This window comes from Neorhizobium sp. T25_13, assembly GCF_002968675.1.
Lineage (GTDB): Bacteria > Pseudomonadota > Alphaproteobacteria > Rhizobiales > Rhizobiaceae > Neorhizobium > Neorhizobium tomejilense.
This window is the reverse complement of sequence record NZ_PVBI01000009.1, coordinates 169,578-192,985: the sequence shown is the minus strand read 5'-3', so window position 1 is coordinate 192,985 and position 23,408 is coordinate 169,578. Positions and strand designations below refer to the sequence as shown.

The 23,408-nt window shown below is 60.3% G+C and carries 23 protein-coding genes; 9 read left to right on the top strand and 14 right to left on the bottom strand.

What is annotated here, in order from left to right; genetic code table 11:
- Nucleotides 1-199 precede the first annotated feature (199 nt).
- The 3 genes from C5J22_RS21675 to C5J22_RS21665 all read left to right on the top strand — a co-directional run bounded on the left by C5J22_RS21675 (nucleotide 200) and on the right by C5J22_RS21665 (nucleotide 2,933).
- Nucleotides 200-469, top strand: coding sequence for a hypothetical protein (locus C5J22_RS21675; RefSeq protein ID WP_105439933.1), 270 nt, complete (start codon nucleotides 200-202; stop codon nucleotides 467-469).
- A gap of 260 nt (nucleotides 470-729) precedes the next feature.
- Nucleotides 730-1,452, top strand: a complete 723-nt coding sequence (locus tag C5J22_RS21670) for a response regulator (RefSeq protein ID WP_105439932.1) — start codon at nucleotides 730-732, stop codon at nucleotides 1,450-1,452.
- On the top strand, nucleotides 1,449-2,933 hold the full coding sequence (locus C5J22_RS21665) for an ATP-binding protein (RefSeq protein WP_105439931.1): 1,485 nt from the start codon (nucleotides 1,449-1,451) through the stop codon (nucleotides 2,931-2,933). The genes C5J22_RS21670 and C5J22_RS21665 overlap by 4 nt, the downstream gene beginning before the upstream one ends.
- A gap of 125 nt (nucleotides 2,934-3,058) precedes the next feature.
- On the opposite strand, the gene C5J22_RS21660 is transcribed toward C5J22_RS21665, so the two are convergent.
- From C5J22_RS21660 to C5J22_RS21645, 4 genes are all read right to left on the bottom strand, one after another.
- On the bottom strand, nucleotides 3,059-4,036 hold the full coding sequence (locus C5J22_RS21660) for an aliphatic sulfonate ABC transporter substrate-binding protein (protein WP_105439985.1): 978 nt from the start codon (nucleotides 4,034-4,036) through the stop codon (nucleotides 3,059-3,061).
- A 41-nt stretch (nucleotides 4,037-4,077) separates the two neighbouring features.
- Complete coding sequence (locus C5J22_RS21655) at nucleotides 4,078-4,848, bottom strand: ABC transporter ATP-binding protein (protein ID WP_105439930.1); 771 nt, start codon at nucleotides 4,846-4,848, stop codon at nucleotides 4,078-4,080.
- Complete coding sequence (locus C5J22_RS21650; RefSeq protein ID WP_205837214.1) at nucleotides 4,845-5,585, bottom strand: ABC transporter permease; 741 nt, start codon at nucleotides 5,583-5,585, stop codon at nucleotides 4,845-4,847. Before C5J22_RS21650 ends, C5J22_RS21655 begins: the two co-directional genes overlap by 4 nt.
- 115 nt (nucleotides 5,586-5,700) lie before the next feature.
- A complete protein-coding gene (locus C5J22_RS21645; protein WP_105439928.1) occupies nucleotides 5,701-7,137 on the bottom strand; it encodes a sulfatase in 1,437 nt (478 codons plus the stop codon).
- 153 nt (nucleotides 7,138-7,290) lie between these two features.
- Here C5J22_RS21645 and C5J22_RS21640 point away from each other — a divergent pair, with 153 nt between their 5' ends.
- A complete protein-coding gene (locus tag C5J22_RS21640; protein WP_105439927.1) occupies nucleotides 7,291-8,340 on the top strand; it encodes a LacI family DNA-binding transcriptional regulator in 1,050 nt (349 codons plus the stop codon).
- A 107-nt stretch (nucleotides 8,341-8,447) separates the two neighbouring features.
- Here C5J22_RS21640 and C5J22_RS21635 read toward each other — a convergent pair whose 3' ends face one another.
- On the bottom strand, nucleotides 8,448-9,986 hold the full coding sequence (locus C5J22_RS21635) for an ATP-binding protein (RefSeq protein ID WP_105439926.1): 1,539 nt from the start codon (nucleotides 9,984-9,986) through the stop codon (nucleotides 8,448-8,450).
- Complete coding sequence (locus tag C5J22_RS21630; protein WP_105439925.1) at nucleotides 9,983-10,702, bottom strand: response regulator; 720 nt, start codon at nucleotides 10,700-10,702, stop codon at nucleotides 9,983-9,985. The genes C5J22_RS21635 and C5J22_RS21630 overlap by 4 nt, the downstream gene beginning before the upstream one ends.
- Before the next feature lie 459 nt (nucleotides 10,703-11,161).
- Between C5J22_RS21630 and C5J22_RS21625 the strand changes: the two genes are divergently transcribed.
- Entirely contained in the window at nucleotides 11,162-11,548 is a 387-nt protein-coding gene (locus tag C5J22_RS21625) for a cytochrome c family protein (protein ID WP_105439924.1), read from the top strand.
- Between the two features lie 59 nt (nucleotides 11,549-11,607).
- Here the strand turns inward: C5J22_RS21625 and soxA are convergent, their stop codons facing one another.
- From soxA to C5J22_RS21585, 8 genes are read right to left on the bottom strand one after another with little or no spacing between them, the layout of a single operon-like run.
- On the bottom strand, nucleotides 11,608-12,390 hold the full coding sequence (gene soxA, locus C5J22_RS21620) for a sulfur oxidation c-type cytochrome SoxA (protein ID WP_105439923.1): 783 nt from the start codon (nucleotides 12,388-12,390) through the stop codon (nucleotides 11,608-11,610).
- Nucleotides 12,387-12,704: a thiosulfate oxidation carrier complex protein SoxZ gene (soxZ, locus tag C5J22_RS21615; RefSeq protein ID WP_105439922.1), complete on the bottom strand. Its 318-nt coding sequence runs from the start codon at nucleotides 12,702-12,704 to the stop codon at nucleotides 12,387-12,389. The genes soxA and soxZ overlap by 4 nt, the downstream gene beginning before the upstream one ends.
- Before the next feature lies 1 nt (nucleotide 12,705).
- Nucleotides 12,706-13,164 (bottom strand): SoxY-related AACIE arm protein, encoded by a 459-nt coding sequence (locus tag C5J22_RS21610; protein WP_105439921.1) that lies wholly within the window; start codon nucleotides 13,162-13,164, stop codon nucleotides 12,706-12,708.
- Nucleotides 13,161-13,613, bottom strand: a complete 453-nt coding sequence (soxX, locus tag C5J22_RS21605; RefSeq protein ID WP_105439920.1) for a sulfur oxidation c-type cytochrome SoxX — start codon at nucleotides 13,611-13,613, stop codon at nucleotides 13,161-13,163. Before soxX ends, C5J22_RS21610 begins: the two co-directional genes overlap by 4 nt.
- Nucleotides 13,597-14,865: an NAD(P)/FAD-dependent oxidoreductase gene (locus C5J22_RS21600; RefSeq protein WP_105439919.1), complete on the bottom strand. Its 1,269-nt coding sequence runs from the start codon at nucleotides 14,863-14,865 to the stop codon at nucleotides 13,597-13,599. Before C5J22_RS21600 ends, soxX begins: the two co-directional genes overlap by 17 nt.
- Entirely contained in the window at nucleotides 14,862-15,164 is a 303-nt protein-coding gene (locus tag C5J22_RS21595) for a cytochrome C (protein ID WP_105439918.1), read from the bottom strand. The genes C5J22_RS21600 and C5J22_RS21595 overlap by 4 nt, the downstream gene beginning before the upstream one ends.
- Before the next feature lie 50 nt (nucleotides 15,165-15,214).
- Nucleotides 15,215-17,395, bottom strand: coding sequence for a molybdopterin cofactor-binding domain-containing protein (locus C5J22_RS21590; RefSeq protein ID WP_105439917.1), 2,181 nt, complete (start codon nucleotides 17,393-17,395; stop codon nucleotides 15,215-15,217).
- A gap of 10 nt (nucleotides 17,396-17,405) precedes the next feature.
- Nucleotides 17,406-17,864, bottom strand: coding sequence for a (2Fe-2S)-binding protein (locus C5J22_RS21585; protein ID WP_105439916.1), 459 nt, complete (start codon nucleotides 17,862-17,864; stop codon nucleotides 17,406-17,408).
- 476 nt (nucleotides 17,865-18,340) lie between these two features.
- On the opposite strand from C5J22_RS21585, the gene C5J22_RS21580 reads away from it, so the two are divergent.
- The 4 genes from C5J22_RS21580 to C5J22_RS21565 are packed head-to-tail and all read left to right on the top strand — an operon-like array spanning nucleotide 18,341 to nucleotide 23,407.
- A complete protein-coding gene (locus C5J22_RS21580) occupies nucleotides 18,341-19,513 on the top strand; it encodes an acyltransferase (RefSeq protein ID WP_105439915.1) in 1,173 nt (390 codons plus the stop codon).
- The gene (locus C5J22_RS21575; RefSeq protein ID WP_105439914.1) at nucleotides 19,498-20,601 is read left to right on the top strand and encodes a glycosyltransferase family 2 protein; all 1,104 of its coding nucleotides are present in this window, start codon (nucleotides 19,498-19,500) and stop codon (nucleotides 20,599-20,601) included. The genes C5J22_RS21580 and C5J22_RS21575 overlap by 16 nt, the downstream gene beginning before the upstream one ends.
- The gene (locus tag C5J22_RS21570) at nucleotides 20,601-21,620 is read left to right on the top strand and encodes a glycosyltransferase family 2 protein (RefSeq protein WP_105439913.1); all 1,020 of its coding nucleotides are present in this window, start codon (nucleotides 20,601-20,603) and stop codon (nucleotides 21,618-21,620) included. The genes C5J22_RS21575 and C5J22_RS21570 overlap by 1 nt, the downstream gene beginning before the upstream one ends.
- Entirely contained in the window at nucleotides 21,614-23,407 is a 1,794-nt protein-coding gene (locus tag C5J22_RS21565; RefSeq protein ID WP_105439912.1) for an ABC transporter ATP-binding protein, read from the top strand. Before C5J22_RS21570 ends, C5J22_RS21565 begins: the two co-directional genes overlap by 7 nt.
- Nucleotide 23,408 lies beyond the last annotated feature (1 nt).

The window sequence follows — 23,408 nt, the reverse complement described above, 5'->3', positions numbered from 1 at the left end:
GCAGCCTGGCGACGTCTCTCAGCTTGGGCCGACAATGCAGTCGGCGTGCATAAAATCGTCTGTCTCGACATTCGGGAATGGAATGTTGCGCTGCGATACTTTGCGACAATTTCCCTGTTCTGCGGCATACGCGTGCGACAAACACCTTCTATGTTTGGGATGCGTCAAGGAGACGCTATCGAAACTGAAGGAGAAACTCATGACCAAGATCTTCCTATCCACCGCTATCGCTGCTCTGCTGGCTTCGGCCACGTTCGCCGTCCCGGCACTTGCCGAGGGTGACTATTATGAAGGCGCCTCCAAGAGCGGCGCTTCGCCGCGTTCTGCCGATCCTCTGCGGGCCGACAGCACCAGGACCTTCGGCTATCCGAACCAGTCCGGCCAGTCGCTGTTTGGCAAGACCACCCGCGATGATCGTCGCCCGTTCGACAGCGGCGACTATTATGAGGGCGCCAATCGTCCGAACTAACAGCTCGCAGTTCATTCAAGGCACCGTCCGCGGCAAGGTCGCAAATATTGCCGCGGCGGCCCCTCTCCGGTCTGAACAGAATTCAGGCGGATGAGCGGGAACGAAAGTTATCAATTTCGCTGCAGTCCCACCCCGCCCTATGCCAGCCCACGCCCAATCCTGCGGCACGTCATGGGAGCCGGGCCTGGGAACTTGCTACAGAATTCGATGGAAGGGCTTGCCGATGCAATGCTATAATTTCCGGGTCTAGAGGGCAGTTCATGCAGGCATCATCCCATATCGCAGTTGTCGATGATCATCAGGACATCAGGGATCTGGTCGGGAAATATCTCGGACAGCAAGGCTATCGCATCAGCTCCGCCGACAGCGGCGCCGCCTTGCGCAAGATCCTCGAGCGGAACGCTCTTGATCTCATCATTCTCGACATCATGATGCCCGGCGAAGACGGCCTCTCGGTCTGCAGGCACATACGCAGCACGACGGACGTGCCCATCATATTCCTGACCGCCATGGCGGATGATACCGACCGCATCATAGGCTTGGAATTGGGAGCGGACGACTATGTCGTGAAGCCGTTTAATCCGAGGGAATTGCTCGCCCGCGTCCGCGCCGTCTTGCGGCGAGCAACCACCCTGCCAACGCAGCAGCGCGACAACATCAAGGCAAAAGTCATCAGGTTCGACCAATGGCGGCTTGATGTCGGCCGGCAAGAACTGACCGACGAGGACGGCGTCGTCGTGTCCCTGAGCACCGTGGAATTCCGTCTGCTCAAAGCTTTTCTCGAACATCCCGGGTTCGTTCTCACGCGCGATCAACTTCTTGATCTGACTGCCGGCAAAGCCGCGGAGATCTTCGATCGCAGCATCGACCACCAGGTCAGCCGCTTGCGCAAGAAGATCGAGGCCGATCCCAAGAACCCGACAATCATCAAAACCCATTGGGGCGGCGGCTACAGTCTTTCCACCGATGTGGTGCTGCAATGATACGGTTTTGGACCAGAAGTCTCGCTGCACAGTTCATCGGCTTCATGCTCCTCGCGCTCGCGTGTTCCCAGGCACTGTCGTTCCTGATCTCCTGGGACGAACGCGACAAGGCGCTCAAGGCGGTATCAAAAAGCGAGTTCTTCAGCCGCACGGCGACCATTACCAGGCTCATGGAGTCGATTCCGCTCAATCTGAGGCAGGACGCCCTCGCCGCCAGTGAAACCAGCTATGCCCGGTTCTGGCTGAGCGAGCAGGCTCCAGATGACGCCGATGCCTGGCGGGGACGCGCCGTCGAAGAGCTTGCACGTCCCCTGCCGAACCTCCCGAACTTTCCGCCAGAATGGCGCGTTCAGCCGGCAGCCATCGACAGGCCCGAGGAACGCAGGAGAATTGCCGCGAAAAACGCAGGCGAGGCCTGGGTCACGCCTGCCTCTGGTTTGTGGAACCTCTCACAGCCGGCAAAGTTCGCCTATATAGGCCGGTCGGACGGGTTTGGCCTTGCGGTCCAGCTTCAAGACGGGCTGTGGCTGAACTCTGCCTATTACAAAGTAATTCCCAACAACTGGTGGACTTCACAATCCCTCTTCACCTTGTCGATAACGGCTCTTGTCCTCTCGGTCATCGGGGTTTTGACGGCAAACCGTATCGCAAGACCGCTTCGACGGCTTGCCGTGTCGGCGGAGGCTTTAGGCCGCGGAGAGTCTCTCCCGCCCCTGCCGGAGGAAGGGCCCGACGATATCCGACGGACCGCAGAGGCATTTAACCGGATGCAGCAGAGCCTCCACCGCTTCGTGGAAGACCGGACCCGGATGCTGGCCGCAATCGGCCATGATCTGCGTACTCCGCTGACATCCTTACGTTTGCGCGCCGAGTTTGTCGGGGATCCGGAACTCCAGCAGAAGATGCTGGTCACGATCGACGAGATCCAGGTCATGACCGAGGCGACTATCGCGTTCGCAAAGGGCGAGGCGACGGTCGAGGAAACAAAAACGGTGAACCTCAATGCATTGGTGGAGAGCCTGTGTGCCGATCTGGAAGAAATGGGCCAACGGGTTGAGTATGTCGAAAGCAGGAAGATAACCTACAGGTGCCGCCCCGACGGGCTACGCCGCGCTGTCCGCAATCTCATCGAAAACGCTATCCGCTATGGCGGGCAGGCCAAGGTCTTCGTGCGCCAATCGCCATCCGCGACTGAAATCGTCGTAGAGGATCCCGGCCCCGGCATCCCTGATGCGATGCGCGAGAAGGTCTTCTCTCCCTTCTTCCGCCTGGAGAAGTCTCGCAACCGTGAAACCGGCGGTGTCGGTCTGGGCTTGTCAATCGCCCGTGCCATCGTTCGGCACCATGGCGGGGATATCGTTCTTGCCTCGAACAATCCGGGCTTGAGAGCCTCGATCTCTCTTCCCGTCATAGAGCGACCCGAACTGTCACCGGCGGCTCGACGTCCGCGAGAAAAAATCGCCGCCCAATGGACGCTCTAGTTTTTGCCTAGCGGACGAATATCAATATCGACGATCGAAACGAGTCGCTCAAGCCCGATGGTTTCCCGCAACCCTCGTCGAGGAGAACTTTCCGCCGTCACCGGCGGAAAGTGAAGGCCTAACGATCAGGCGCTGGTGAAGAGGTCGCCTGTATAGAATTGTGCCGGCGGCAGCGGCTCCTTGATGGTGCCGAACTCCTGGAACATCTTGTTGAATTCCGTCAGCCACTTATTGACGGTGCCGTCTTTCGTGAAGGCGTCCAGTTCCTTGCTCGTCAGCATCTTGCGGCTGCGCGCCACCTTCTCGGTCACCTCCACCGGAGCGTTGAGGAATGCGGTGGTGATCTGGATGGATCGATCAAGGTTTGCGACGCGATAGTCCATTGCCTTCTTCATGACACGCAGGAATTTCCTCACGAGATCCGGGTTTTGCTGGACGATCTCATTGCGGGCGACGAAGGTGTTGATGAACGAGGTCTGCGGGTAGAAATCCTGGTTCGAAGCCAGCTCCTTCATATCCGGCACGCGCGGCTTGATCGTATCGATCAGCGGATACCAGATGCCGGCCCCGTCGATTTGCTTGGAAGTGAAGGCGGCAACCACCGTGGACGGATCCATGGGCACGACCTGGATGTCGCCTATGGTCATGCCGGCCTTGGTCAGCGCCATCCGGAGTATCATGTCGCCGGACGTGCCCTGCGGGACGCCAACCTTTTTGGCCTTCAGATCCGCGATCGAGGCAATCCCGCCCTGGACGATGACGCGGTCGGAGAAGCCTATATCGTTGACGCCGATCACCTTGGCCCGACCGCTGGCGGGCAGCCAGAGTGCGCCGGGCCCGATCGTGCCAAAATTCAGGCTGCCGGCGCCCATCGCCTGGATCTGGATCGGGCCGTTGGTGAAAACCTTGACGGATGGCGTGATGCCTTCCGCTTCCCAGAGTTTCTGATCCTGCGCGATCGCCAGGACGCTGGCATTCGGAAAGTCGGCAATATATCCGATGGTCATGTCGGCAGATTGGGCGCTTGCCTTTCCTCCGATGGAAAAAGCGCTCGCGGCAGCGACGGCCGCTGTCGTCTTCACCAAATTTCGTCTCGTCAGCATGTTCATCTCCTCCTTGTAACAGCCGATAGTGATTGCAGGTTTCAGGCCGCGGCCGGGTGGTACACCGACCGCCACACCTCATTGCGCAAAGCCGTGAATTCCGGCGAAAGGCGCATCTCCTCGGTGCGCGGATAGGGCAGATCGACCGGAATGATCCTGTGAAGCCGGCCGGGCCGGGCGGCCATGACGACGACGCGGCTCGCGAGATAGACCGCCTCGTCTACATCGTGGGTGATGAACATCACCGTACGCCGCTCCTTGCTCCAGGTGGCCAGCAACTGGCCCTGGAGCTGCACGCGGGTCAAAGCATCCAGCGCGCCGAATGGCTCGTCCATGAGCAAGATCTTTGGATTGACGGCATAGGCGCGGGCGATGGCGCATCGTTGCTTCATGCCGCCGGACAATGTCTTCGGAAGCGAATCGGCAAAATCGGAGAGCCCGACGAGGTCCACAAAGCGGTCCGCGATCCTCCGGCGGTCCGCCTTCGGGTATCTGGCGATCTTCAACCCGAACTCGACGTTCTCGCGAACCGTCAGCCAGGGGAAAAGCGCATATTGCTGGAAGATCACGCCACGCTCGGGACCCGGTCCCTTGACCGGCACGCTGTCGACCAGGACCTGCCCTGAAGACGGACCTGTGAGGCCTGCGGCAATGTTCATGGCCGTAGACTTGCCGCAGCCGGACGGCCCGACCACCGTGATGAACTCTCCGTCTTCGATGTCCAGGTTGAGACCTTGGAGCGCGTTGAAGGATGTCTGCCCGGCGATGATGAACGTCTTGGAGACGTTCTGGAACGAGATCTTGATGCTCATAGCTTTTCCTGCCATGCGGTCAGAACGCCATCGAATGCGATGACGATGCGGTCCATGATGAGACCAAGCACGCCGATCGCGATGAGACTGACGAAGATTGTCGGAAGATCGTAATAGAGCTGCGCCTGCTGCATGCGGAAACCGAGGCCAGACTGCGCAGCAATCAGCTCCGCCGCCACGACGGTCGCCCATGACGAACCGAGGCCGACGCGGACGCCGACCATGATATAGGGCAGCGATGCCGGGACAATGACCCGCCGGAAGATGGTGAAGTCGTTGGCACCGAGCACACGGGCGGCATTGATCAGCGTCTTGTCCACGTTGACGACACCTTGATATGTCGCGACAACGCTCGACAGGAAAGACCCCAGGAAAATGACGAAGATCTTGGGAGTTTCGTCAATGCCCATCGTAACGATCGCCAGGGGAATGATGGCAAGCGGCGGGATCGTCCGAAAGAACTGGACATAGGGTTCGATGATGCCGCGGGCGATGCGGTACCAGCCCATCAGGAAACCGACCGGGATTGCTACCGCAATGCCGAGTGCAAAACCGGTAAAGACGCGTCCGAGGCTCGCCAGGGCGTCGGACCACAGGAGGCCGCTCTTTGCCTGGATCACCGCTTGCGTCGCCACGGCAAGTGGTGTCGGCAGGCCGACGATGCCTTGCGCCGTTACGGTCGCCCAGACCAGAACACCGAAGATGACCGCGGCGAAATTGATCGCCAGCATGCCCATCGGGTGCGACAGCAAAGAGCGCCTCGGAGCTCGTTCGGGCTTTTCCTCAATCGTTGAAATTGACAAGGTCATGCCTCCCTCGCGAAAACTTGCCGGTTCTGCTGATATCGGTGGTTCATCGCATCCCCACCATGACGTCGCGTGTCTTGAAATTCGATTCGATCAACCAGTCGCGCATCACATCCAAAAGTTCGCGCTTCTGCTCGACACAGCCTGGATCGTTCCAGAGGTTCTTCACTTCCTTCGGATCGTTTTCGAGGTCGAAGAGCTGCCCGTCGCTTGAGCCCTTGAAGTGAACGAGCTTCCACCGGTCGCTTCTGACGCCGGTCATGAACTCGACACCGCCTGCCATCGCTACGTCGCCGATCTGCTCGCAGAACACATGAGAGCGCGGCTTCCAGTCCTCGCCCTCCAGCGCCGGCTTCAGGCTTTGCGCTTCGAAGGATATCGGCGGCGTGATGCCGGCATATTCCAGGATCGTCGGGCCGAGGTCGAAGAGTTGGCATAGCCCATCCACGGCGCGGCCGCCCTCGAACCGGTTCGCCGTCGACCAGATGATGGTCGGCACGCGGGTGACTATGTCGTACATCGACCACTTTTGAATCAGCCCGTGTTCGCCGAGGCATTCGCCATGGTCGGAGGTGAAGATAACGATCGCATCCTCCAGATAGCCGCGCGCTTCGAGCGCTTCGAGCAACTCGCCGACCTTTTCATCGATCAGCGTGACATTGCCGAGATAATGCGCCCACAGCCGCTGCATCTGGTCTTCTCTCGGATCAAGGCTCCAGACGACGGAGTCATGGTCAACCTCGACGTCGTGCTGGCGTTTTTCCTTCAGCTCCTGGTGAAGCGAATCCAGCTCTTCCCTGGTCGGCTTCGGCAGCGGAAGGTCGTTACGCTTCAGATAGGGCTCTACATAACGAGCAGGAGGATCGAACGGCGGGTGGGGGCCTGGAAAACCGACCTGAAGGAAAAGCGGCTCGGTCGGCGGATAGGTATTGACCCACCACTTCGCCATATTGCCGACGAAGGCATCGGAATGCAGCGCCTCAGGCAGTTCCCATTCAAAGCAGCCCAACCGGTCGCGGTAATCCTCGAGCTCACGGTAAAGTTCGCGCTGTTGCTTGACGAGGCCGTTGGCCGCAAGCGCCTTGTCCCACTCGTCGAAATACCAGCGGCCTTCCATGTAGCGGTCCTTGTTTTCCACGACATAGCGCTCATGAAAACCGGAATCCGAATTGTATGGAATCGTGTGCATCTTGCCGACGTTGACACAGCGATAGCCTGCATCGCGAAGCTGCTCGACCCAGGTATGCTGCCATTTCTGGCCGTTCGCCAGAACACCCGTCGTATGCGGATAATAACCGGTGAACAGGCTCGCACGAGACGGAACGCAGCTCGGTGCGGTGATGTGGCAATTGGTGAGCGCCACGCCCTTCTCGACGAGCGCGTCGATATTCGGCGTCATGGCATAGGGGTATCCGAGCGCGGCGATCGAGTCGTAGCGCTGCTGGTCCGTCATAATCAGAATGATGTTTGGCTTTTCAGCCATATTTCCTGCTCCTCCACATGGCCGATACCGACCAGCGCTCCTAATCAGGCGGAAGAATGGGCTGCTGCCCGTCTTTCGCTTGCCTCTCCTTCAAAACGATGGCATAAAGTTATCGTTAACGCAACGATCACTCAGAGGATTTTTTAGAGCCGAATGACAGTTGACCTTTCCGAGGGTGCGGGGCGCACCGTCCCGACCCTTGCTTCGATCGCCGAGCGTGTGGGCGTTTCGGTCAACACGGTCTCGCGCGCGCTGCGCGCTCCGAACACGGTCCGCGTCGAACTACGCCGCCGGATCAATGCCGCCATGGAAGAGCTGAACTACGTGCCGAACCGGCTTGCCGGCGGGCTTTCCGGGACGCGGTCGGATATTGTCGGGGTCGTGGTAACCTCGCTCTACTATTCGGAGTTCGCCAACATCATCGATTCGCTGCAATTGGCTTTGCTGGAGCACGACCTGCAGGTCATGCTCGCCAATACCAGGTACAATCCTGACCAGGAGCTGCGGCTCGTCCGGTCCATCCTGAGCTGGCGCCCCGCGGCGGTTGCCATCATCGGCGTCGATCATCCCCCGAAAGTCGTCGAGCTTCTCAAGGCAGCCGGCATCCCGATTGTCGAGATGTGGGACACGGGCGGAGACGTGATCGATACCGCTGTCGGTTTCGACCACGCAAGCGTCGGGGCGGCCCAGGCCAACCATCTGATAGCTCAAGGATATAGGCGCTTGGCCTTCGTCGGCAGTGTCCGCGAAAACGATAAACGCGCCCAGAAGCGCCTGAGCGGGCTGGAAGCCGCAGCAACCAAGGCCTCGCTCCCCGACGTCGTCAAGCATACGGCGCAGCAGGGCGGCAATCCGGAACTCGGAGAGCGGCTCGCGACCGAGCTTCTGCAAAGCCATCCGGAGATCGATGCGATCGCCTGCAACAGCGATGTGGTTGGGTTCGGTGTGCTGCGCGCGCTCAGGAAACTCGGCCGGCGCGTACCCGAAGACATCGGTGTCATTGCATTCGGTGACAACGAGGCGGCGAGCTGCGTCAGCCCCTCGCTGACGACAGTTCGCCCCGACCGCGAACGCATCGGCAGATTGACGGCGGAGGCGATCGTCTCGCGGATCAATGACGTCACGCCTTATACGACACTTGTGGAATGGGAGCTTATAGTCCGAGAAAGCACGTCTCGTATGCCCCCACCATCGCCGTCTTGATGCAACACCCCGGCGCGGCGCCATCGGATTTACGGATCAATCCCGCCAGGCCGCCCAAGAGCTTGGAAACCACCGGCTCCTGCATCTGCGACGACCCTCGTGCGGGACTAAGCGGACCGCCGTGACGGAGAAGCAATTTTACCGGGTATTCCCGCGATTTGCGAAGAAGCCGGCGCTCGCGTCAGTTTCCACCCGCGGCCTTGGTGAAGGGGTACCGGATCGACTATCCCTTCTCGTGGAAGGGAGATGATTGTCTGCATTCCCCTTTCACCGCAGAGGAACGAGATGTCGCCACCATGTTGCCGCACGATGGCGCGGGCGATCGACAACCCCAGGCCGATACCGCCAGTATCCTTGTTCCGTGATACTTCAAGACGGAAGAAGGGAGCAAAAACCTTTTCCCTCATGGCCTCGGGTATCCCCGGTCCGCGGTCCTCGACGACGATATCGACTGTGGTTGCCGTGTGCCGGATGAAGACCTTGGCTTCGCCGCCATATCGTACGGCATTCTCCACGACGTTTCGGACCGCACGGCGGAGCCCATCCGGCCGACAGCGATAAGGCGTCTGTTCCGCCTCCACGTAATTGACCGGATGTCCAAGGTCCGACTGGTCGTCGCAGATACTGCCGATAAGAGCATCGAGTTCGATGTCACGGGTTTCTTCTACCGTCGATTCCCCGCGCGCAAACGCAATGGCGGCTTCCGTCATTGCCTGAATTTCGTCAATGGTAGACAGCATCTTCTGTTGGGTTTCCTGATCCTTGACGAATTCTGCTCTCAAACGAAGCGAGGTCAGCGGCGTTCGCAAATCGTGGCCGATCGCCGCAAGCATTTTGGTCCGGTCTTCGACAAAACGGTGGAGGCGGCTTTGCATCCTGTTGAAGGCTTCCGCCGTGCGCCGGATCTCTCCCGGCCCGCCCTCGGGAATAGGCGGAAGGTTTTCTCCGCGCCCAAGCGCCTCCGCCGACCGCGCCAGATTGCGCAAGGGGCGGGAAATGCGGCTTGCGATGAAGACCCCGATCAACGCCAGGATCAGCGCTGTCAATCCGACCGAGGTCAGCGACTTGGAGTTCCACCATCGGCCGGTGTTCTCCTGGTACGAAGCAAAATTCAGCCAGCGTCCATCGCCAAGCTGGACCGCAAGACCAAACCCTCTGCGCCGGTCGAAATAGGTGAATTTCGCGGGTTGCGGCAGGTTCCACAGGATCGGCGGCGGGCTCGCCCATTCCTCGTCGGTATTTTCACGCGCGACTTCCTTCGGATCGGGCAATTGCGGCTTGGAGGGAGCAGTCCAGTCAACCTGCTTTGAAAGATCGACGAAGTTTTCGAGTTGGCGGGAAAGCTGCCCCACCGCCTGCAGGCGCCAGGCGCTGGCTTTCTCGGGTTCCTGGTCCGTCAGCCAGATTTTCGAGTAGTTGGTTTCGCTGGCGTAAAGAGCTTGGGCGCGGATCTGCGGGGGTATCAACTCGACCAATCGGGTTATGGACGCGCCCCGGCTGAAGAATTCGCTTTTCGCCGCGGCTCTCAACGCCATCGTGCGCTCGTCCCACGAGATCAGAAAAGCCAGCGCCTGCGAGATGATCAGGGCGGCAAGCATCAGTCCTATGAACTGCGCCGCCAGGCTTTTTTTCCAGAGCTTGATCATTCGAATGCCACCTCGACCGACAGGCTGTACCCGCCGCCCCAATGGGTTTTGATGATTGAAGGGTTTTTGGGATTTTCTTCGATCTTCTTGCGCAGGCGGCTCACCTGGTTGTCGATGCTGCGATCGAAGATATCGGCACTTCTTCCGGTGGTGAGGTCGAGAAGTTGTTCGCGGCTCAAGATCATGCCCGGCCGTTCGATGAAGACCTTCAGCAAGCGAAACTCTGCCGTGCTCAAAGGTATGCCGACGCCGTTTTCTCCGGAAATTTCCTGGCGACCCATATCGACCCGCCATCCCGCGATGCGCAGCTTTTTGGACTGCCGTGCTGCGACCGGGACCGCGGGATTGGAAGCCCGGCGCAGAACAGCCCGAACACGCGCCAGCAGTTCGCGGAAATTAAATGGCTTCACGAGGTAATCATCCGCCCCCAGTTCGAGGCCGAGGATCCGGTCGGTATCTTCGGCCATCGCCGTCAGGAAGATGATGGGAACGTCCAGAGTGGCACGAACCTGCCGACAGACCGACAGCCCATCCTCACCCGGCATCATGATGTCGAGGATGATGAGATCGACGGTATGGTGCTCGAGCACCCGCCGCAGCACCGAGCCGCTTTCGGCGACGCTGACCTTATAGCCTTGCTGCTTGAGATATTGTCGAACGAGATCCCGGATATCGCTGTGATCGTCGACGACCACGACATGCGCCAAGTCATGCATTTTGCGTAACCTCTGTTCAGCATTCTATATAAGAATATCCCCCTACCCCGCACCAAGAAAAGTGTATCAAAGTTTCGCAAGCCTGCTGTCCGGCGGCTACGTTCCGTTGACCTTCCGATGACCTTACGGGACGTTCCGGAATGCCTTCGTCCGCCTCTTTGCGGGCTTTATCGTTCTTTTAGGCAGTCATGCGCGGCTTCGCGGATCGGAGAACGTTGCAGAGACGCAAGACCAACCACCAAGTTTTGCGACATCTTGCGACAAAATTCCTGCCTGACGGCACAGTTGTGCGACAGGGGTAAAGTATCAATCGGCAGACCAGCTGGAAGGGCGAGCGTTTGTTCTGGCGCGCCCCGACGCATTGCTTCCCAAACTAAACAGAGAGCAAACATGGCAGTCCCACACCCAGAGAATACCGAAAGCCCGGGCGCTGCGCGCCGAAACACCGCAGGTAAAGGCATGCAGCGGCTGGTTGTTGTTTTGATTCTTGGACCTCTCCTGCAACCCGGCAGCGCGCTGGCGCAGAGTCCCGAAGCCGGTGAGCGCGTTTTTGTGCAATGTCGGGCGTGTCACCAGGTCGGCGAGACCGCACGCAATGTTACGGGTCCCCACCTCAACGGGCTTTTCGGACGCACCAGCGGCAGCGTGGAGGGCTACGCCTATACGGAGGCAAACAAAAATGCCGGAATCACCTGGACCGATGCAAGCTTTCGTGAGTTTGTGACCAACCCAAAGGCAAAGATCCCGGGCACCAAAATGATCTATGCGGGGATCAAGAATCCCGACCAGATCACCGACCTGATCGCCTATCTCAAACAATTCGACGCATCCGGCAAAAGACAGTAGCCGTTGTCGGCGGCGTGTCGTTGCCTCGACGCGAGGTGAACAGGCGTCACCCGGTACAGCTACGGCCTGATGGCGGGCGTCTCGACCGCCATGCCTTTCGCCCGAGACATCAGAAACAACTCGAGTGCGATATATTCCCGCGCGCCATAGGCGTAGGGCTCCGCACGGACCCCGATAAGGCAGCCTCGCAGCCGCCGCTGCAACGATCCGATACCCTGCCACTCCAATCTATAGAGCGGATAACCGGTCGGATGCCCCTGGGGGATGGGCGAGCCGGCCAGACGCCGCCCTGCATGATCCTCATGACAGTTGGCGCAGGAGAAATTGAGCTGTCCCTGCCGCATGTTGTAGAGCGCTTCGCCTTGTCTGCGCGACGGCTCGAGCCGCACATCGTCCGGCGGCGCGATGGGCATACCTCGCGACTGCTTGGCGACATAGGCCGAGAGCGCGAGCAATTCCGGCCCCTCAAGCGGAAACGGCGGCGCGCTTTGACGGGTCTCGCGGCAGAGATTGATCTGTCCCTGCAGATCGACCGGCCCGTTCCGTGCCGTGCTGAAGGACGGATAGCGCGCTGCGACGCCTCTCATGCTGACCTCGGCATTCTGGTGGCAATCGGCGCAAGACGTTTTCCGGCTGCCGACTTTCGCCCTCCATAATTCCTCGCCCTCCAATACTGCAAACATGCCGGGATTGGCAGTATCGTCGCGCTGCATTGCCTGCGATTCTCGGCTCATGTCTTCGAACCCCGATCGCCGGGGATCTCGTGTCTGGGCGGCGGCAATAACGGTTGAAACCGCCACCGCACAGAGCAGCATCGAGGTGAAGGCGACGGAGGGCATCATTCGACGATGAAATCTGCGGTTTCTGTTTGCGACGTACCGCGGTCGTCGATCCACGCGAAGGCCATGGTGCCGCCCTCTTCCGCCTTGATCGTGAACGCGATGAACGGGTTTGCTGCAATCGCCGGGAATAGATCGGCGCGAAAAACCTCGATGTCATTCAGCTTGCACACGAAATTCCGAATGATATCGCGCGGGAACGACGTGCCATCCCCTTTCGGGCGATAGCCGGTTTCCATCGGATGCTGGATCAACGTCCTGATCTCGACGATCTCGCCCCGCTTCGCCTTTGGCAGATTGATCAGGACGCGCGCCATGTCAATTCTCCGCGCAGGCCGGAAGGGTGACGATCAATTCGACCGAGCCGGACCAAAAACTGCCGTCGCTCATCTGGGCAATCGCCGTGATGTTCTGGGAATCGCCGAGCCGGATGCGTGTCGATACGAACGCCCGGCCGGATCGAGGACTCAGATGGAAAACGCCGATGTTCGGCTGCGGGTTCTTCTCGTTGAAGACCGCAATCGCCTTGATGAAGTCACTTTCTGTCATCGGGCTTTCGACGGTGATCGCAAGTGGCACGGAATTGCCGTTCTCAACGAGCGGGGGAATGTCCATCTTCACACGGCCAGCCTTGACCGGGGCACTTCCGATGAAATCGCGGATGGCGTCCTGCATAGCCTCCGGCGTGGCACGCGCCGGCCGCGCCACGATCAGTGCAAGGCCGCCGACAAGTGCGGCGCGGCGAGAAAGCTTTGGTTGGACCGATCTCTCCGTCATGGCGTATCCTTCAACGTCAGCAGGAAGGCCACGACGTCCTCGACTTCCTCAGCCGACAAGACGGGCTTGCCCTGCCAGGCGCCTCCGACGCGCGTCAGACCATCGAGACGATAATAAGCCGGCATGATCGTCGACGGGTTCACTTTGCTGCTGTCGACCAGACGCAATCGCAACTGCCCCTCATCCCACCTGCTGCCGGCGCCGCGAAGATCCGGCGCGAGATTGCCCTGAAACCGCTGTTCGGGGAACGGTCCGGTATGGCACAGGAGGCAAAGCCCCTTCTGGCGGTCGGTGACGACGGCGCGGCCCCGCGCCGCGTCGCCGGCCTTCCCGGTCAGCGATTGCGGAATGGCGTCGCCAACCACGGTGAAGGCGCGCAATTGTGCTATCGCCGGCGGGGCGACGGATAACGCAGAAATGAGAACCAGCCATCTAACCAAAGACTTCATCCGTGATGGTGCGGAACCAGGCATCGGCGTGCGAGGCTTCCCGCGAGCGGAAGGCGGCCGAACTATCGGCCGGGCTGACGCCGCCTGCCCCCTCCACGTCCGTCAGCACGCCGTTAACGGGCCGATAGACACCCGCGACCGTGATGCCGTAATCGGGTGCAACGAGGCTGTAGCAGGTGTTGATCAATTTCGGCGTCTGCGGTGCCTGGCCACCGAGCAGACTTGCGATCGCTGCGGCACAGACTTTCGCTTGCGCATTCGCTGCGAACGCCGACTTGGGCATGCCGCCGGCGACGCAGGCGTCCCCGATGATATGAATGCCCGCCTGCTGTCGCGACTCGAAGGTGACCGGATCGATCGGACACCAACCGCTGCGGTCGGTGGCACCAGCAAGCGCGGCAATCTCGCCCGCGCGCTGCGGCGGAATGACATTGGCGACGTCGGCCTTGTGGCGGCCGAACTCGGTGACGAGTACCCTTTGCCCGCCATCCACCTCGATGACCTTGCCGCCCGACGACATCGAGACCCATTCGAGGTTTGGGTAAAGCGCCTTCCACGCCGCCTGAAACAGCCCCTGCTTCGAAAACGTGTCCTTGGCGTCGAGAATGATGAGCTTTGCGCGCGGCTTTTGGATTTTGAGATAATACGCGATCAGGCTCGCCCGCTCATACGGTCCTGGCGGACACCGATAGGGATTTGCCGGCACTGAGATTATCACTGTACCGCCATCCGGCATCGCCTCGATCTGGCTGCGCAGCAGCGAGGTCTGCTCACCGGCCTTCCAGGCATGCGGCATGATCTGCGCGGCGTCTTCCGAGTAGCCGGGCAGTGCGTCAAAGCGCAGGTCGATGCCCGGCGCGAGCACGAGGCGGTCGTACCCGAGTATTGTACCATCCGATAACGAGACGCGCTTCTGCTGCCCGTCAATCTTTGTCGCATGCTGCGCGACAACCGCCAACCCGTCCTTCTTGAGTGCGTCATAGGTGAACTGCTGCCGCGACAGCGGCCGCAAGCCGGCAAGCACTCCGTTGCTGAACGGGCATGCCGTATAGGTGGTCGATGGCTCCACAAGTGTCACGTTGAAACCGCCGCGCTTGAGTTCGCGCGCGCAGGTTGCCCCGGCGAAGCCGCCGCCGACTACCACGACGCGGCCAGCCGACTGCGCAATTGCAGGCCACGCCAGTGCCGCGGCTGCGCTGAGAGCCGCACCAGCCTGAAGCACTGCCCGACGATTGAAGGAAGCTCGTGTCATTCGTCTCCCCTTGCCAGCCATTCCGCGATGGCCCGCATCTCGCCATCGCTAAAGCCCTTTGCGATACGACCCATGACCGTTGCCTCGCGTTGACCATTGCGGAAGGCTTGCAGAGCGCCAAGGATGTCGGGCGCAGAAAGACCCTGCAGCGAACCGATCGAATGGCCGACGGCTGACGGTGCATGGCAACCCGAGCAGGATGACGCGCCCGGCGGCGCCGCAGCCGGACTAATCGCCGGCTGCCCCATCGCAGGAGATGACGCCACTAGAAGACCGATCGAGATCCAAACTTCCCTCATGCGCCGCACCCGTTTCATCGATGCCACTCACTTTGCGACAATTGGTGTGCTTACGCCTTCTTGAGGCTGGTTTTCGATAGCGGAACCTGCCGCACCCTTATGCCGGTTGCAGCAAAGATGGCGTTCAGCACCGCCGGTGCCGCGACGAAAATCGTCGGCTCGCCCACACCGCCCCAAAAGCCGCCTGACGGCATGATGATCGTCTCGACGTCGAACATCTCGTCCATGCGCAGCATCTGGTAGGTGTCGAAATTTTCCTGCTCGACCCGGCCGTTGGCGACGGTGATCTCGCCATAAAGCGCTGCGGTAAGGCCGTAGACGAACGAGCCTTCGACCTGCGCAGCGATCTGCTGCGGGTTGACGGCATGGCCGCAATCCGTCGCTGCGACGATGCGATGGATCTTCAAGATGCCCGCCTCGCTTACCGAAACTTCGGCGCAGGCCGCGACGTAGCTGCCAAAGCCCATCTGCTGTGCGATGCCGCGATAGACACCGGCAGGCGCGGGCGTGCCCCATCCTACCTTCTCTGCGACAGCGTCGAGCACCGCCCGATGTTTCGGATGGTTCGCCATCAACTTGCGGCGGAACTCCAGTGGATCCTGTTTCGACGAATGCGCGAGCTCATCCAGGAAGCACTCCAGATAGATGGCGTTCTGGTTATTGTTGACGCCGCGCCAAAAGCCTGCGGGTACGTGCGGATTCCGCATCGCATGCTCGATCAGCAGGTTCGGAACGGTATAACCCAACTGGCTTTCCGGCCCCTGGGGGTTGAGACCCTGGAATGTCGCCGCATCGCGACCATTTTGCAGACGGTCAGGATTGAGGGTTGCGAGGATGGATTGGCCGGAAATCCTCATGTGCAACGCGCTCAGATTATCTTGGTCGTCAAATCCTGCGACCAGGCGGCACTGCGTGGCGGGATGATACCAGCCATGGGTCATGTCTTCTTCGCGCGACCATATCGTCTTGATCGGCGTGCCCGGCATCTCCTTGGCGATCAGCACGGCGTAGCGCACGAAATCGTGGCTCGACGAGCGTCGGCCAAATCCGCCGCCCAGATGCAGCCGGTAAACCTCGTTCTTGTCGATCGGCAGGCCGGAAACCTCCGCGGCGGTCGCGAGAGCTGCTTCGGCGTTCTGGGTGGCCGTCCAGACCTCGCATTTCTCAGCCGTCCAGAGCGCCGTCGCGTTCATCGGCTCCATCGTGACATGGTGCTGGTGCGGGACGGCATAGACGGCCTCGACGGTACGCCTGGCGCTCGCAAGAGCCGCCGGTACATCGCCGTTCTTGCTGCCGAGAATGGCTTCGCGGGCCGTCAGCCCTTCTTGCTGTGCCGCAAGAATATCGGCCTGCTGCACGTTGGCGTTCGGGCCTTCATCCCATTCGATCGGCAGGGCGTCGAGTGCGGTCTTGGCGCGCCACCAGGTGTCGGCGATCACAGCGACGCCAGTATCACCCAGCCTTACGGCTTTCCTGAAGCCAGGCATCTTCTCAATCTGGGTGACATCGAAGCTCTTGATCTTGCCGCCGAATACCGGACAGACCTTCAGCGCGGCATTCAGCATGCCCGGCAGCTTCATATCGATGCTGTAGACCTGGCGGCCGTTCAATTTCTCCGCCGTGTCCAGACGCTTCAACGGCCGGCCGGCGATCGTCCAAGTTTTCGGATCTTTCAGCGTGATGCTGTCGGCCGCGAGCGGCGTCAATAAGGAAGCCGCCACTGCAACCTTGCCATAACTGGTCGAGCGGCCCGTGCCCGCATGCGTGATGACGCCCTTGGCGACGGTGCATTCGCCGACCGGCACCTTCCATTCATTCGCCGCGGCCTGTATCAGCATCATGCGCGCCGCCGCGCCGCCCTTGCGCACATATTCGTTGGACTGGCGTATGCCCTGGCTGCCGGCAGTGCCGAAGTTCTGCCAGACCCTGCCGCGTCTGACATTCTCGCCAGGCGTCGGATACTCCCAGGTGACCTTTTCCCAGTCGCACTCAAGCTCTTCGGCAACGAGTTGCGCGAGACCTGTCAGCGTGCCCTGCCCCATTTCGACACGTGCGACGCGCACCACCACGGTGTCGTCGGGCCTGATAACCACCCAGGCATTGACCTCGGGGGTGACGGACTGTGCAGAAGCGTCACCGGCAAAGGGTATGTGAAAGCCGAGCGTGAGGCCCGCGGCGGCCGCAGCGCCGCTGGCAAGGAAGCCGCGGCGGGAAACAGTGATCGTGTTCATGGTATCCTCCTCAGCCGGCCATCGTGTTGGATGCAAGTTCGATCGCGGCCTTGATCCGATTGTAGGTGCCGCAGCGGCAGATGTTGGTCATCTCGTCACGAATCTGCTGCTCGGTTGGCCGGGCATTGGCGCTCAGCAAGGCTGTCGCCGCCATGATCTGGCCGGACTGACAGTAGCCACATTGCGGCACGTCAAGTTCCAGCCAAGCCTTTTGAACAGGGTGCGTCAGGTCCGGCGAAAGGCCTTCAATGGTGACGATCTTCTGCTGCTCGGTCACGCTGGAGACCGGAATGGCGCAGGAGCGCGTCGCAACTCCGTCGATATGAACCGTGCAGGCACCGCATTGCGCAATGCCGCAGCCGTATTTGGTACCGGTCAGCCCGACCTGTTCGCGGATGACCCATAGCAGCGGTGTGTCAGGCTCGACGTCAACGTCACGGATGATATCGTTTATAGAAAGCCGAGCCATGAAACCTCTCCCATGTTGAGTTGTCACCGGCGCCAGCACGTTATTGCTCCGGCGCCATCGATCACATGGAAGACCTACCGGAGGTTTGTCGCACAGATGTGCCGCGGGCGTCCGAATTTGTATAAAAGTGTATCGGTGAACGCGCTCCTGAAACGGCTGATGCGGCCATCAGGCACGGTTGCTGAGCGTGCGATCTTGTCGATCAAGCCGCACCGGGAATCTGGCGCCGCATCGGAAGATGGTCCCGGAGCAGCGGCCCACAACGTGCGGTCGAAAACTCTGCGCCTGCGAATAGGACTAAAGGCTGCCCTATTGCGGGGCTAAAGTCTGAAGCGGCGTGGGCGGCCACAGTTTGGTCGGATTCCACCTGAACTTTTCGCAGTGCAAAAGTAGTTTTCGGGTTCCAAACAAAAGCACGGCGGCAAAATTCGAGCGAGGCGGGAGTTATCACAAGTTCTGCGCAACTGGGGGGCTCCATGCTTCATGCACGCGACCGACAATTGGATGGCCTTAGAACCCTTGCCGTCTCGATGGTTCTGTACGCGCATTTTTTCGCGGCCGATGGGTCGCACTGGGGCCATATCGGCGTTCGCCTGTTCTTCGTTCTCAGCGGTTTCCTGATAACCCGGCTTTTGCTGGAAGCGCGCTCTGCCACCCAGTACGAACCAGGCACCGCGATAAGATCATTCTATATTCGCCGGGCGCTGCGTATATTCCCGCCGTACTTTGCAGTGCTCAGCTTCGTCTGGCTGGCCAACCTCGAGCAGGCCCGCGGAAGCATCAAATGGCACGCCCTTTACCTCTCGAATTTCTGGTACGCCCTTCGCGATGAATGGACGCCCTGGGTGCTTTGTCACACCTGGAGCCTGAGCATCGAAGAGCAGTTCTATATCGTGTGGCCGCTCGTCATCCTGCTCGCCTCGCGCCGCTGGCTTGAGCCGATCTGCATCGCTCTCATCGCATGCTCGCTTGCCTATCGATTCTATTGGCCATTCACGGGGACGCCGTCGCTTGCGCGGGACCTTCTGCCTCCGGCGTCGATGGACGCGCTGGTGGCGGGCGCGCTCCTTGCACTCCATCGCACGCGGTCACGGACATTGCCGCACTGGATGCGGCTGAGTTCGGCACCCTTGCTCGTTGCGACAGCCATCTTGATGTGGCTGAAACCGCTCCCCCTGTCGCCGACGCTTGCCTGGATGAATTGGATCGGCTTGGAGGTTCTTCCTCTTATACCTCTTACAGTACTGGTCGGATACTGTTCCTCGGGTCTGCGGGGAGCTCCCGGCCGTCTATTGGAATTGCCCCCGATCACCGCTGTCGGACGTGTCAGCTACGGGGTTTACCTGTTCCATCCGATCGTCCTCTCCTTCGTCGTAAGTGCACAACCGTGGATTCCGTTCAACGTCTCGGAACAGGGTTTCGGACGCCTCATCTTAGGAACCACGGGTACGTTGGCGTTGGCCGCGATCTCGTGGCTGGCCTTCGAAAAACCACTCAACCGGCTCAAGCGCTATTTCCCGTACGTCCCGCCAAGAAAGCTTGACCCGACGTGTGACGCGCCGTCTGCCACAGCCATTTCGGAGGCTGCGCAAATGCAGGAACTCCGATTTGCCACGCCATTGCGAGTCGAACGATGTCCTCCCCGCTGATCTCCGTCGTATTACCCGTCTACAACGGCGAACCTTATCTCGCGGCCGCGGTCGAGAGCATCCTGCGCCAGGACTACAGACACCTTGAGATCGTCGCCATCAATGACGGCTCGAACGATCTCTCGCTGGATATTCTGCACCGATATCAGAAGCTTGACGATCGCCTTCGCATCGTCTCGCGCGAGAACCGCGGACTGATCGCGAGCTTGAACGAGGGCATAGCCCTGGCTAGAGGTGACCTGATCGCCCGAATGGACGCGGACGATATCTCCTATCCAACCCGCTTTTCCCGTCAAATCGCGCTCTTTGAGCAGCAGCCTCAGCTTGCGATCTGCGGAACGGAAGTCGATCGGCTTCTCGGCAGCCGCGTCGTGCGCAGCACGCCAAATCCCATTTATCAGTCGGGGGATTGGCACATATTGTCGCTGTTCTTCACGATCTTCCTGCATTCGACGGTGATGTACAATCGCAACATCATTCCCGAGGATATGCTGGTTTATGACGCAAGCTATGTCCACGCGGAGGATTTCGATCTCTTCAGGCGCATTACCCGTGAGTTTCCGGCGGCGATGATCGATGAGAGCCTGATCGCCTATCGTATCCACAGCGACAGCGTTACCAACAAGCACAGGCGGCAAATGCGCCGAACCCACCTGAAGATCGTCGCCGAGAACCTTGAACGACAGGCTCTTACCGACGATCCCGACGCTCTTCTTGCTATCGGCGCAGCCGTTACGCCGGATACGGTGCGCCGAGCCGCCGATTGCATGCTCGCGATCGAAGAAAAGGTCGCCAAGCAAGTTGGTGCGAGCGCCAGCAGCTACGCAGAAGGAGCCCTGTGCTTCTTCTATTTTCTCTACCAATTCATTGCTGACGAGCTGCGTCCGGCGTTGACCCACGCATTTCTTATGCGAACGGGAAAATGGGATGTCATCCGGCGGCGGGAACGCTACGGCCTTCGAGCCGCGGTCGCGGCACCCTGGTTGAGCCGCATGTCGGAAGAGGCGATCCGGAGGCTCGATGGGGTGGCACGGTACTATCAATCGGTGCCGGCCAAGACGGTGTTACCGCTTCGAGGGCTCGCCTGATGTCCAGGGAGCACGAGCAACCCGTACGCGCCAGCCCCCGCTTGTCCCCCGACGCGCATCACCCTGTCGACGCAAGCTTTATCGTCTGCACCCGCAACAGAGCGGCCGCGCTCGAGGCATGTATCCGCTCGATCGAAGCCGCCTGCGAAGCCTGTTCCCTAAGCTGCGAGCTGGTGGTGGTCGACAATGGATCCACCGACGATACAGCCGCGCGTTTATCCCGTATCGCGGCCAAATCCGCTGTTTCCGTCAGGTGGATGGTGGAGCTACGGCCTGGCCTCGCTGCCGCGCGCAATACGGGAATGGAGCGGGCGCGAGGCAGGCTTCTGATCTTTATCGACGATGACTGCATCGTCGAGCACTCCTACCTGCAGGATCTGAACCGGCATTATTCGGCAGGCGAGCGGTGTATCGTCCGGGGTGGCCGCGTCGATCTCGGCAGCCCGCGCGATCTGCCTTTCACAATCAAGCGGTCGCGATTCCGGGCCCGTTTCACGCCGGATGTTCATCCGGGCGGGTTCGTGCTCGGCTGCAACATGACCATGCATCGAGAAGCGGCAGCCCGCATCGGGCGCTTTGACGAGCGGTTCGGGGCTGGCGGGCCGCTGCGGTCCGCAGAAGATACGGATTACCTCGTCCGTGCCCATCAGCTCGGCATTCCAATCGAATATGTTCCCGACATGACGGTCCAGCACTTTCACGGCCGAACCACACGCGATGCAATCGAACGGCTTCACCGGGATTACAGCTTTGGAAACGGCGGCCTTTGCGTCAAGCATGCGTTCAAGGCCCCCTGGCTGCTTCGTCATTTCTGCTGGACGACCCGATCGGCCTGGCGGGAACTGTTCGGCGGCTACCGTTTCGATCCGGAGATTTCCCTGTCCCACCTGACGATCGTGGCCATGAACCTGGTCGGAGCAGCCAAGTTTGCCTTGCTCGCCGTTCGGTGGCCGAACCAGGCGGATACCGACACGCCCAGCCGTCTGCCCCGCCCGCAACGGGAAACGCCGCCATGCTAGATTTCCTCACATCGAGTTCTCACCTCCTGCGCGAGGCTCTGGGGAAAAACACCGGCCTGCTGGCTATCGTGGTTGTCCTGGGACTGAGCAGCGCCGTGCTCGAGGGCACCGGCATCGGTCTTGTCATCCCCATGCTCAGCATCATTGCCGGTGAGAGCGATGCTTCGGGAATGGCCGGCCTTTCCGCCGTTTTTCAGCGAGTGGGAACCGGATTGGACGATCAGACGCGGCTGATCGTCATAGCGGCCGCCATTCTCGGATTGATCACCGTCAAGAACGTGCTGGCCTTTGCCAACGCGGTGCTTGCCAATTTCATATATGGCAAGGCCGGTCATTCGATCCGGCATCGTCTCGCCGACCAGCTTCTGACGATCGGCTACCCGTTCTTCCTGCAGCAAAGCCCGGGGCGGCTGCTGAACATCATCTCCAACGAATCCTGGCGGGCTTCGGACGCGGTCCAGACCGTCCTTGCGGCGATCGTGAATGCATCGGCGGCCGTTATCCTGCTCGCATTTCTGCTGCTTCTTTCGTGGCAGATGTCGCTGTGCGTCACGCTTGGGCTTGTCCTGATCCAGGCTATCCATGCCTTGCTGTCGGCAGGCCTGAAGGGCCCGAGCCGCAACGTCACGTCGTTCAACAGTGAACTTGCCGCGAGAATGCTTCACCTCGTTCACGCCGGGCGCCTGATCCGCGCCTTCGGACAGGAACTGCGTGAGAGAACGATCTTCGACGCGGCTTCAAATGCGGTGCGGAAGGCGGGCTTCGTTCTTAACAGCCGCCAGGCAGCTCTCCCGCCACTAACCGAAGTGCTGCATTCCGCCCTCTTTCTGGGCGTGGTTGTCAGCGCATGGCAGGTCGGGGTCGGGTTCCCGGTCATCGTCGCTTTCGTCGTCCTGCTTTATCGGCTGCAACCGCATGTCCGGGCGCTGCAGATGGCCTGGAGCCAGATCCAGGGATGGAGCGGGGCGCTGGAAGAGGTCGAATGGCTGCTGGATTCCTCCGACAAACCAGCGGCGCCCCAGGGTAGCCACCCGATCCAGGGGCTCCGCCAGCAGATCAAGTTCGACCAGGTGACCTTCAGGTATCCGGGCTCCAGCACGCGGCCCGTGGTCCTGCGTTCGGTAAGCTTCGACATTCGCCAGGGCCGCTCGACCGCAATTGTCGGGCGGTCGGGCGCCGGCAAGAGCACGATCGTCAATCTCCTATGCCGGTTTGTGGAGCCGGATCAAGGCAATATTCTTGTCGACGGCATTCCACTCGACCAAATCGATCCCGCTGCATGGCGCCGACAAATTGCGCTTGCCAGCCAGGATCTTGAACTGGTGGATGGCACCATTTTCGAGAACATCGTCTACGGCCACGATACGTCCCTCCTCGCGGCGGAAAGCGCAGCGAGGCTTGCCGAAGCGCATGAATTTATCGAGAAGCTGCCTGACGGATATGAAACTGTCGTCGGCTATCGGGGAGCGAGCCTGTCGGCTGGTCAACGGCAGCGGATCGCGCTGGCAAGAGCTCTGGTCCGCGATCCGGAAATCCTGATCCTGGACGAGGCCACCAATGCCATGGACGGCCTGTCCGAAGCATCGATCGTGGAGACGTTGAAATTAAGAGCCGGGCGCCGCACCACAATCGTCGTCAGCCATCACCACAGCACCATTTCCTTCTGCGACGAGGTCGTCATTCTCGGTGCCGGCCGCGTCCGCAATCAGACGCCCTTTGCCGAAGTTGCGTCGTTGAGCATGGAACAGCTTTACGAACATGAGATGTCGCATGGCAGTCAATCCTGAG